At 73.0% G+C, this 10,189-nt stretch carries 11 protein-coding genes; 1 reads left to right on the forward strand and 10 read right to left on the reverse strand.

Translation table 11 applies throughout. From position 1 onward, the window contains the following. Window positions 1-43: 43 nt before the first annotated feature. The 3 genes from nusB to ACRDSK_RS16030 are packed head-to-tail and all read right to left on the reverse strand — an operon-like array spanning window position 44 to window position 2,188. Entirely contained in the window at window positions 44-463 is a 420-nt protein-coding gene (gene nusB / locus ACRDSK_RS16020; RefSeq protein WP_431441760.1) for a transcription antitermination factor NusB, read from the reverse strand. Between the two features lie 23 nt (window positions 464-486). Continuing rightward, entirely contained in the window at window positions 487-1,050 is a 564-nt protein-coding gene (gene efp / locus ACRDSK_RS16025; RefSeq protein ID WP_431441749.1) for an elongation factor P, read from the reverse strand. A gap of 31 nt (window positions 1,051-1,081) precedes the next feature. Next, window positions 1,082-2,188: a M24 family metallopeptidase gene (locus tag ACRDSK_RS16030; protein WP_431441750.1), complete on the reverse strand. Its 1,107-nt coding sequence runs from the start codon at window positions 2,186-2,188 to the stop codon at window positions 1,082-1,084. Window positions 2,189-2,226: 38 nt separating this feature from the next. Between ACRDSK_RS16030 and ACRDSK_RS16035 the strand changes: the two genes are divergently transcribed. After that, on the forward strand, window positions 2,227-2,730 hold the full coding sequence (locus ACRDSK_RS16035; protein WP_431441751.1) for a B-4DMT family transporter: 504 nt from the start codon (window positions 2,227-2,229) through the stop codon (window positions 2,728-2,730). On the opposite strand, the gene ACRDSK_RS16040 is transcribed toward ACRDSK_RS16035, so the two are convergent. The 7 genes from ACRDSK_RS16040 to aroC all read right to left on the reverse strand — a co-directional run bounded on the left by ACRDSK_RS16040 (window position 2,694) and on the right by aroC (window position 9,696). Further along, complete coding sequence (locus ACRDSK_RS16040) at window positions 2,694-4,016, reverse strand: beta-xylosidase (RefSeq protein WP_431441752.1); 1,323 nt, start codon at window positions 4,014-4,016, stop codon at window positions 2,694-2,696. The two genes, ACRDSK_RS16035 and ACRDSK_RS16040, sit on opposite strands and share 37 nt — an antisense overlap. Window positions 4,017-4,279: 263 nt before the next feature. Further along, a complete protein-coding gene (locus tag ACRDSK_RS16045; protein WP_431441753.1) occupies window positions 4,280-5,170 on the reverse strand; it encodes a GNAT family N-acetyltransferase in 891 nt (296 codons plus the stop codon). Beyond that, on the reverse strand, window positions 5,167-5,595 hold the full coding sequence (gene aroQ / locus ACRDSK_RS16050) for a type II 3-dehydroquinate dehydratase (RefSeq protein WP_431441754.1): 429 nt from the start codon (window positions 5,593-5,595) through the stop codon (window positions 5,167-5,169). The genes ACRDSK_RS16045 and aroQ overlap by 4 nt, the downstream gene beginning before the upstream one ends. 79 nt (window positions 5,596-5,674) lie before the next feature. Continuing rightward, the gene (aroB, locus tag ACRDSK_RS16055; RefSeq protein ID WP_431441755.1) at window positions 5,675-6,757 is read right to left on the reverse strand and encodes a 3-dehydroquinate synthase; all 1,083 of its coding nucleotides are present in this window, start codon (window positions 6,755-6,757) and stop codon (window positions 5,675-5,677) included. Between the two features lie 72 nt (window positions 6,758-6,829). Continuing rightward, complete coding sequence (locus ACRDSK_RS16060; protein WP_431441756.1) at window positions 6,830-7,951, reverse strand: DNA glycosylase AlkZ-like family protein; 1,122 nt, start codon at window positions 7,949-7,951, stop codon at window positions 6,830-6,832. A gap of 39 nt (window positions 7,952-7,990) precedes the next feature. After that, the gene (locus ACRDSK_RS16065) at window positions 7,991-8,518 is read right to left on the reverse strand and encodes a shikimate kinase (RefSeq protein ID WP_431441757.1); all 528 of its coding nucleotides are present in this window, start codon (window positions 8,516-8,518) and stop codon (window positions 7,991-7,993) included. Continuing rightward, the gene (aroC, locus tag ACRDSK_RS16070; RefSeq protein ID WP_431441759.1) at window positions 8,515-9,696 is read right to left on the reverse strand and encodes a chorismate synthase; all 1,182 of its coding nucleotides are present in this window, start codon (window positions 9,694-9,696) and stop codon (window positions 8,515-8,517) included. Before aroC ends, ACRDSK_RS16065 begins: the two co-directional genes overlap by 4 nt. Window positions 9,697-10,189: the final 493 nt, after the last annotated feature.

A 10,189-nucleotide genomic window follows, 5' to 3' on the forward strand; every position in this document is an offset into this window, starting at 1 on the left:
CCGACAAACTCGCGCGAGTTTCAGCCACCGAGACGGCGGCGCGCTACAGGGTGGCGCGCAGCTGCTCCGCGATCGTCGCCAGGCGGCCGAGGACGCCGTTGACGAAGCGGGGCGAGTCGTCCGTCGAGAGGGTGCGGGCCAGCAGGACCGCCTCGTCGACCGCCACCACGTCCGGGACGTCCGTGGCCCACAGGAGCTCGTACACGCCGAGCCGCAGGACCGCCACGTCCACGAACGGCATGCGATCCAGGGTCCAGCCCTCGGCGTGCTCGGCGAGCAGCTCGTCGATGCGCTCCCGGTGAGCCACCACGCCCTCGAGGAGTGCGCGGGCGTAGTCGTTCGGCGGCGGGTTCTCCGCCGCCTCGGTGCGTTCCTCGAAAAGGGTCAGCGGGTCGGCGTCGCGCAAGGCCGCCGCGTACAGAACGTCGACCGCGCGCTTTCGGGCCTTGCTGCGCGCGCCCACCCAGCGCTCTCGGTCGGCGGGCACTACGAGCTGACGCGGCCGAGGTACCGGCCGTCGCGCGTGTCGACCTTGACCGTCTCGCCGGTCGACAGGAACAGCGGAACCTGGATCTCGGCGCCGGTCTCCAGCGTGGCCGGCTTCGTGCCGCCGGTGGACCGGTCGCCCTGCAGGCCCGGGTCGGTCTGCTGGATGACCAGCTCGACCGTCACCGGGAGCTCGACGTACAGCGGCGTGCCCTCGTGCGACGCGACGGTCGCGTTCTGGTTCTCCAGCATGAACCTCGACGAGCCACCGACGACGTCGTTGTCGATGTGGATCTGCTCGTAGGTGTCGCCGTCCATGAACACGAACTGGGCGCCGTCCTGGTACAGGTAGGTCATCTCGCGCCGGTCGACGGTCGCGGTGTCGACCTTCACCCCGGCGTTGAACGTCTTGTCCACGACCTTGCCGGTCAGCACGTGCTTGAGCTTGGTGCGCACGAACGCCGGACCCTTGCCCGGCTTCACGTGCTGGAACTCGACGACGGACCACAGCTGGCCCTCGAGGTTGAGCACCAGGCCGTTCTTCAGTTCGTTGGTGGAAGCCACGGGGTAGATCTCTCCTGTACTCGCAACGGGGTCACACGACGACGAGCTGTTTGGTCGTCAGCGTGAGAAGCTCCGGATCGCCGTCCCGCACGACGAGCGTGTCCTCGATGCGGACCCCGCCCCTGCCGGACAGATACACGCCCGGCTCCACGGTGACTGCCATGCCGGCGGACAGTCTACCTTCGCCGGTCTTGGCCAGGGCCGGGGCCTCGTGGATCTCCAGGCCCACCCCGTGCCCGAGTCCGTGCAGGAACTCCTCGCCCCGGCCGGCGCGCTCGACGACATCGCGGGCGGCCGCGTCCACGCCACTCACCTCGGCGTGCACCCGCAGCGCAGCGCGCCCGGCCGCCTGCGCGCTGGCCACGAGGTCGTACAGCTCGCGCTGCCAGTCCGCCGGCCTGCCGAGCACGAACGTCCGCGTCATGTCCGAGTGGTAGCCGTCGACCAGCGCGCCGAAGTCCAGCTTCACGAGGTCCCCGGCGTGCAGCACGGCGTCGGTCGGCCGGTGGTGCGGCACGGCCGAGTTCGCACCGGTGGCGACGATCGACTCGAACGACGGGCCGGCGGCGCCGTGGTCGAGCATCCGGCTCTCCAGGTCGCGGGCGACCTCGCGCTCGGTGCGGCCGGCCGCGAGCCCGCCGTGCTCGATCAGGTCGGCGAGTGCCCGGTCGGCCGCCGCGCAGGCCATCCGCAACGCCTCGATCTCGGCGTCGTCCTTGATCATCCGGAGTCGCTCGACCAGGCCCGGCGCCCGGACGAGCTCGACGTCGCCGGCGACGTCGGTCAGCGTGTCCAGGTCCTCGACGGTGACCCGGTGGCTCTCGTAGCCGGTGCGGCGGTAGGCGGTGCCGGCCGCGGCCCGCTCGACCAGCGCGGGCGGGCACGGCCGGTCGAGCACCCGCTCCAGGTCCGGCACCTGCTGCGCGGACTGGGTCAGGTAGCGGCCGTCGGTGCAGAACACCGTGCGCGCCTCGTCCCCCGGCTCGTCCTGGGCGTGCACGAGCAGCGCGGCGTTCGAGCCGGTGTAGCCCGTCAGATACCGCACGTTGCGCAGGTCGACCACGAGCTGGGCATCCAGGTCGCGTTCCCGCAGCAGGGAACGCAGCGCCGCTCGGCGGCGCGCGTGCGTCTCGGGCATGCGTGCGAGCCTAGTAGGCGGACGCCTACGCTGTGGCGGTGCGAACGACCCCGCGAACCTGGCTGCTGCGCGGCGCCGTCCTGGCGGTCGTGCATGCCGCGGCCGAGACCGTGCGGGCCGACTTCGGGGTGCAGCACCCGACCGCCCGCACGACGTTCGAGGCGATCATTCTCGGCGTACTCGTCGGCATCGCCGCGGTGTGGGGTGCGATCGACACGGCGCGCGACGTGCCCGAGCGGGGCAAGGTCTGGCTGATCGCCGCGCTCGTCGCCGGCTGGGGTGCCGCGGTGCTGGGCATCATCGGTAAGTCGATCTTCGTGGACCAGACCGGGGTGGCCGACCTCGGCGGCGCGCTGACCGGCGGTGCCGCGTTCACCGCGCTGCTGGTGCTGGTGCCGGCCTGCCTCGGGTTCCTTGCCGGGCGGTGGATCCGGGTTCCCGGCCGTGCCCAGTCGGACGCCGAACTGCCGGACTCCGAGTCGCCGGACTCCGACGAGCCCGAGTCTCAGCGCGGCGGGTCGAGGTCCGGTCCGGTCTCGTAGTCGTCCCACTCCGAATCGGACAGCTCGGTCACCACGGAGTCGTTCAGCGCGGGCACGTCGGCCGACGCGAACCGCCACAACTTGTCGTCGATGAGGAAGCCGGTGCCGCGACCCGGGGCCGTGTGTACCTCTGCGCCCGGTTTCAGCCGCGCCGCGACGTCGACCTCGTCGAGTGCCGGCACCCGCTCGTCGAGTACGCGGACCGCGAGCTTCTCGGCGACGCTGCGCCGGTCGACGCGCACGAGCGCGCCCTTGACCACGAGGTCGATGGTGCGCTGCGGGGACGGCATGGCGAACCCGTCGAGGGCGAGCAGCGCGCGGCCGGTGCTCCTGCACGCGTCGAATCCGCCGAGGTCGAGCCCGTAGTGGCGCAGGTCCGACGGGCCGAAGCGGCCCTCGCGGGTGGCGCGGACGAGGTCGATCGGCGCGGTGCGGCACGGGTCGTCGACGGAAACGACCGCGTGCCCGTCGGGGCGGCGGACCAGGCCCGGGCCCTCCCGCCACGCGCCGCGGACGAGCACCGGCTCGTACGGGTTGGTGCGAAAGTCGATGTCCCAGAAGGTGAGCGTGGTGCCCTCGCGGGTCTCGTGGGCGACCGCGAACGCGGCGAGCGAGTCCACCCACATCCAGTCCGCGCTGAACGCGTCGACGATGGTGCGCCCGCGCTTGCTCGTGTCCGACACCTCCTCGAAGCCGTCCGGGCCGAGCGCCTCGACGTCGCGAGAGAACGTGGCGTCGGGTGAGCGCAGGACGAACTGGCCGGCGCCGTTGTGCCCGGTGCCCTCGCCGGTGGTGTCGGTGAACATCAGGTAGAACTTGCCGCCGAGGTACAGCGCGGAGGGCTGGCCGGCGCCGTAGGTGTTGCCGTTGGAGACCTCGCGGGCCGACCTGACCAGCGGCTCGCCGTCGTTGACCCGCGTCCAGGACCGGCCGTCGTGGCTGGTGGCCAGGCCGATCGCGTTGCCGTGGTCGTGATCGCCGGCGGCGCCGGTGTAGTACATGTAGTAGAGCCCGGCCACGCGGATCACCGACGGGTCGCAGGTGTGCATGGCATCGAAGGCGCCGGGGCGGCCGGAGAAGACCGGGGTGGCGCGGCTGCCGCCGGGGGCGGCGAAGGTGCGGTCCAGCGAGCGGGACTCGGCAAGGAGGATGTCGTCGCCGGCGGGCTTGGCGACGCCGAGCTGGCTGCACCACCACATCCGGTAGCGGCCGCCGTCGAGGAGCACCGAGGGGGCGTAGTTGTACGGGGAGTCGCCGCCGCCGGCGGCGATGGTGGAGGAGCTCATGCGACCCCGGGCGGTGGACAGCTGGAGCGGGGCGGGGTCGTCGCTGTCGGGCTTGGCGGAGGGGGACGGTGTCTTGCCTGGCACGACGGCGATGTCGGGACCGTCTCCCGGCTGCGGCGACGCTTCGCTGGTCGTGCAGGACGCGACGAGGGTCAGCCCCAACAGCGCAGCGGATAAGGCAGCCGGTCTTCGACGGTGCGTAACGCGCATCGTTGAAGTGCCTCCGAAAGTTTGCCCCTTGAAGTCACCGGACAGTGTAGGGATCACACGCCGCGTTCGCTGGCTACGAGCTCAACCTCGAAGCCCTCTTCGTTCTCCAGGTAGGCCGCGAGGTGGTCGGGGCCGCCCGCGTACGGATGCCGGTCGGTGAACATCAGCCGCCAGCCGTGCGCCGGCGCGGCGGCGGTGACCCGGTCCAGCTCGGCGCGGTCCCGGATGTGCACCGCGAGGTGGTTGAGTCCCGGGCGGTTGCGGTCGTGGCGGTCGCCGGTGCGGTCCGGCGAGTCCTCGACGACGACGTAGGACGCGCCGTACCGCCAGCTCACGCCGCGCGGCCAGCGCTGGTACTCGTGCCAGCCGAGCTGGGTGAACAGCCAGCCGAGCGACTTCTCGGCGCTCGTGAGGTCGGCGACCCACAGCTCGACGTGGTGCACACCGCGCGGGGTCGCCAGGCTGACGAGCACGTCGTGGGGCCGGCCGCGGTGCTCACGCGCGCCGACCCGTACGAAGCCGAGCCGCTCGGCGAAACGCCGGCCGCGGTCGTTGTCCTTGCGCACCAAGGAGAACACGGCCGGGACGGCGAGCCCGTGGTGGGCATGCCGGAGGATCGCGCGGGCGGCCTCCGCGGCCACCCCGGTCCCCCGGTGCTCGCGGGCGACGTACCAGCCGCATTCGAGCAGGTCGCCGGGCGCCTCGGTCGAGACCCGCAGCTGGACGATGCCGACCGGCTCGGCGTCGAGTTCGACGACCCACTCGCCCGTGCCCGTCGAGCCGCGCTGCTCGACGTGGCGGCGGACCATCCCGGCGACCACCTCGGGGTCGGTGAGGTCGTGCTCCGGGTCAGGCGCGGCATCGGCGAACACAGCGACGAGCACGTCGGCGTCGCCGGTCGCCAGCGGGCGCAGGGTCAGCCGCTCGGTGTAGAGCGTGGTCATGCGTTGTTCGCGAGCCAGCGCAACGCCAGCGGATACCCGTCGACGCCGAGGCCCACGATGACGCCGCTCGCCACCGCCGAGATGTAGCTGTGGTGCCGGAACTCCTCGCGCTTGTGCACGTTGGTGATGTGCACCTCCACCAGGGGCGCGGTGAGCTGCGCGCAGGCGTCCCGGACGGCGATCGAGTAGTGCGTCCAGGCGCCGGCGTTGAGCACGACGGGGATCTCGTGCTCGGCGGCCTCGTGCAACCAGCCGAGCATCTCGCCCTCGTGGTCGGTCTGCCGGACGGTGACCTCGATGTCGAGCTCGCGGCCGGTCTTCTCGCACAGCTCGACGAGGTCGGCGTGGGTCGTGTGGCCGTAGATCTCGGGCTCGCGTGTGCCCAGCCTGCCCAGGTTGGGTCCGTTGAGCACCAACGCCCTCATGTCCCGCTCCTTCTCCAGCATCGACTCCCCCGACCGACTGCCGCGCGCCAGCGTAGCCAGCCCGCCGGGCGGGCGCGTCTCAGCCGCCGCTGATCGCCGCGTACGCGGTCGTCAGCAGACCGGGCTCGGGGTTCTCGAGCCGACCCGGCGCGGCGAGCCCGTCGAGCACCACGAACCGGAGCACGCCGGCGCGGGTCTTCTTGTCGCCGCGCATGCTCTCGAGCAGCTCGGGCAGCGCGTCGGCCACATAGCCGGTCGGCAGGCCGATCGACTCGAGGACGGCACGGTGCCGGTCCGCGGTGGCGTTGTCGAGGCGCCCGGCGTGGCGGGCCAGCTCGGCGGCGAACACGAGACCGACGCTCACCGCGGCACCGTGCCGCCAGCGATAGCCCTCCCGGCGCTCGATCGCGTGACCGAGCGTGTGGCCGTAGTTGAGGATCTCGCGCAGGCTGGACTCGCGGAGGTCCGCGGCCACGACGTCGGCCTTGACCTGGATCTTGCGCCGCACCAGCTCGGCCAGCACGTCGCCGTCCGGGTCGAGCGCCGCCTTCGGGTCGGCCTCGACGAGCTCGAGGATCGTCGGATCGGCGATGAACCCGCCCTTGATCACCTCGGCCATGCCGGCGGCGAGGTCGTCGACCGGCAGGGTGCGCAGCGTGGTCAGATCGGCCAGCACGGCGGCCGGCTCGTGGAACGCGCCGACGAGGTTCTTGCCGGCGTCGCTGTTGATGCCCGTCTTCCCGCCGACCGCCGCGTCGACCATGCCCAGCAACGTGGTCGGCACGTTCACCAGGCGCACGCCGCGCATCCAGGTCGCCGCGACGAACCCGCCGAGGTCGGTGACCGCTCCCCCGCCGTACGCCACGACCGTGCCGCCACGGTCCAGGCCGATGGCCGCGAGCGCGTCCCAACACTGGCCGGCGACCTGGAGCGTCTTGCCGTCCTCGGCGTCCGGGATGGCGATCAGGTGCGCGTCGAGGTCCGCGGCACGCAGCCGCGTCCGCATGGCCGCCGCGCCCTCCGCGAGCGTCGGCGGATGGATGATCGCCACCTTCGGCGCGCCGATGACCCGTGCGACGAGCTCGTCGGTGAGGTCGCGCCCGACCACGACCTCGTAGGGCCGCTCGGTGGCCACCCTGATGCGCACCGGCTCCGCTGCCACAGACTCACTCCCTCACCGTCGGGCTGGTCTGACGAGCATCGCACCGGGGTGTCGTCGATATTCAGTTGGGGATCAGTCCAGCTCCACCTCCGTCTTCCCGTCGTGCCCGCGGACGGCGGCCACGATCTCTGCTTGTTCCTCCACGCCGGTGCGCTGCTTCGCGGTGAGCTCTCGGTGCATGGCCACCGTCAGGCGCAGCACGCGGCCCGACTGACGAGCGCGCCAGGTGCCGGCGATCTCGCCGTCGACGAGCACGGTGCCGGGGCTGCCGACCGGTCGCCACACGGACTTGGCGACCGCGCGGTCCGGCACCAGGAACGCCCGGTTGCCGAGCGCGAACGCGTCCCGCGGCGGCAGGAGCAGCAGCGGCGGCGGATCGGGCGCGCCGCCGGCCACCGCGTCGGGGTGCGCCCACAGCGTGAGGCCGCCGACCCGCACCTCCACCAGCTCGCCGGAGAGCTCGTCGAAGCTCGGCCGCAGCCAAGCCGGCGGCGCGGTGACCGACCGGGTGTCCAGCCACATCACGAGGTCGCCGAGCGTCGCCGGGCCGGCCAGCCGCAGAAAGGTGCGCAGCAGCTCGGTGGTCTTGTCGCCCTTCGCGACCGCCGGCTCGCCGGAGGCGAGCCGGAACCGCTGCCGCCGCCCGTCGTGTGGGACCAGCTCGATGCCGGCGTAGAGCGTGCCGAGGCGGAACAGCCCCTCGGCGACGTGCGCGACGCCGCAGCCCTCGCACCATGGCCGCGCGATCTCGGGTAATCGCGGGGTGACGGCGCCGGACAGTTCGCCCTTGGTGGCCTCGTCGCCTGGGAACACGGCGCGCAGCTCGGTGGCGACCTGGTCGAGCAGCGCCGGGCCGTCGGCGCCCGAGGCGATCAGCTGGTCGCCGTATCCGCCCAGGAACGCGCGGAGCGCGTCGTTGTCACGCGGCCGCAGCGCGGCGCGCAGGAGCGGCAGGTCCGCCCGGCGGTGCAGGTGCGGCGAGCCGCGCATGGTCAGCACGAGCGCGAGCTCGGGCCGGTCGAGGCGCGGTGCGGCGCCGGTGCGCTGGCGTAAGGCGTGGGCGGCCGAGCCGGCTGCCGCGTCCTGCAGGCCGAGCGTGAGCACGTCCAGGTCGCCGATCGAGGCTGTGCCGTGCAGGCCCTGTGTCCGCGCCCGGTGGGCGAGGAGGGCCGTGCGGTCGAGTTCGACTGCCATGGGCCATGCCTATCAGGCGGCACCGACAGTTCTGGGCCGTCAGTCCTTCGGCACGGGCAGGCCGGCGAGGACGTCCGCGAGGACCTCTTCGGGAGTGCGTCCGCTGGTCGGCACGGTGGCTGTCGCGACCCGGGTGTAGATCGGCCGGCGGGTGTTCAGCAGCTCCTTGAGGTGCGCGCGTGGGTTGGGCAGCAGCCACGGGTGCAGCGGCACGAGCCCTTCGCGGCGGAGCAGCTGCTCGAGGTCGACGTCGAGGAAGACGACGTGGTGCCGCTCGAGGAGCTCCGGCACGCCGGGCGCGGTCGGGGTGCCGCCGCCGAGCGCGAGGACGCCGGTGAACTCGGGCAGGAGCGCGGTCAGGAGCTCGCGTTCGGACTCCTGGAACCGTTCCCGGCCGAGCTGGACCACGAGCTCGCCGGCGGGCAGGCCGTGGGCGTTCTCGAGATCGTGGTCGAAGTCGCGGAACTCGACGCCCAGGCGCCCGGCGGCCAGCCGGCCGACGGTGCTCTTGCCCGAGCCGGGCGGGCCGACGAGGATCAGCACGGGACCGCGCGCGGTCACTGTCACCACCGTTCCTGGAGTGCCTTGAGGTAGCCCTCGGCGTTGCGTCGGGTCTCGGCGATCGAGTCGCCGCCGAACTTCTCCAGCGCGGCCTCGGCGAGGACCAGCCCCATCACGGACTCCAGCACCACGCCCGCCCGCGGCACCGCACACACGTCGGACCGCTGGTGGATCGCCACCGCCGGTTCACCTGTTGCGGTGTCGATTGTGGACAGTGCACGTGGGACGGTCGAGATCGGCTTCATGGCGACGCGCGCGACGAGCGGCTCGCCGTTGGTGATGCCGCCCTCGAGCCCGCCGGCCCGGTTGGAGCGCCGGGTCACGCCCGCGTCCGCGGGATCGATCTCGTCGTGGGCCTTGCTGCCCCAGCGGCGCGCGGTCTCGAACCCGTCGCCGATCGCCACGCCCTTCATGGCCTGGACGCCCATCAGCGCTCCGGCGAGCCGGGCGTCGAGGCGCCGGTCCCAGTGCACGTGCGAGCCCAGGCCGGGCGGGAGGCCGTAGGCGATCACCTCGATGACGCCGCCGACCGTGTCGCCGGCCTCCTTGACCGCTTCGACCTCGGCGACCATCGCCTCGGTGGCCTTGGGGTCGAAGGCGCGGACCGGGCTCTCGTCGATCGCCGCGAGGTCCGTGGCCTGCGGCGCCGGCCCGTCGGGTGCGTCGGCCGTGCCGATCGAGATGACGTGGCTGATCACCTCGACGCCGAGCAGCTGGCGCAGGAACGCCCGGGCGACGGTGCCGAGCGCGGTGCGGGCCGCGGTCTCGCGGGCGCTGGCGCGCTCGAGGACCGGGCGGGCCTCGTCGAAGCCGTACTTCTGCATACCTGCGAGGTCGGCGTGGCCGGGACGCGGCCGGGTGAGCGGCTCGTTGCGGGCGAGGCCGGCCAGCTCGGCGGGGTCGACGGGGTCGGCGGCCATCACCTTCTCCCACTTGGGCCACTCGGCGTTGTCGATGCGCACCGCGATCGGCCCGCCCTGGGTGACGCCGTGGCGCACCCCGCCGAGGAACTCGGCCCGGTCGGTCTCGAACCCCATGCGCGGACTACGCCCGAACCCGAGGCGGCGGCGAGCGAGCTGCTCGCCGAGGTCGGTGGTGGTGACCTCGACGCCGGCAACCATGCCTTCGAGCACGGCGACGAGGGCGGGACCGTGCGACTCCCCAGCGGTGATCCAACGCAACACCCACTGATCCTGTCATGCCAGCCTCAACCCGGCCTGAACTGGCATCTGTGTCGGCTGGTGCGGTGGGGAGGGAGGCGGCTGAGCACCGGCCGACGAACCACCGAACCATTCGGCCGGGCGCGGCCACGGCGGCGGTGCCGAACCGCGGTGCCCGGCGGTGGCACCCCCAACGATGGCTCGAGCACGGCGCCCGGCCCGGGAGCGGGTTGGGCAGCACCCGGCGGCCGCCAACAGCGACCCAGCGGCGGTCGAGCAGCGACGCCGGCGACAGGGGCACGGCCACAGCCGAACGCCGGCCCTCGGCAACAGACCCAGCGACGGCACCCGGCCACGCGCCCGACCACGACGCCCAGCCGTCACGCCCGACCGCAGTGCCCGACCGCAGTGCCCGACCGCAGTGCCCGACGGCAGTGCCCGACGGCAGTGCCCGACGGCAGTGCCCGACGGCAGTGCCCGACGGCAGTGCCCGACGGCAGTGCCCGACGGCAGTGCC

The sequence above is a fragment of the Actinophytocola sp. genome, assembly GCF_050699915.1.
Classification (GTDB): domain Bacteria; phylum Actinomycetota; class Actinomycetes; order Mycobacteriales; family Pseudonocardiaceae; genus Actinophytocola.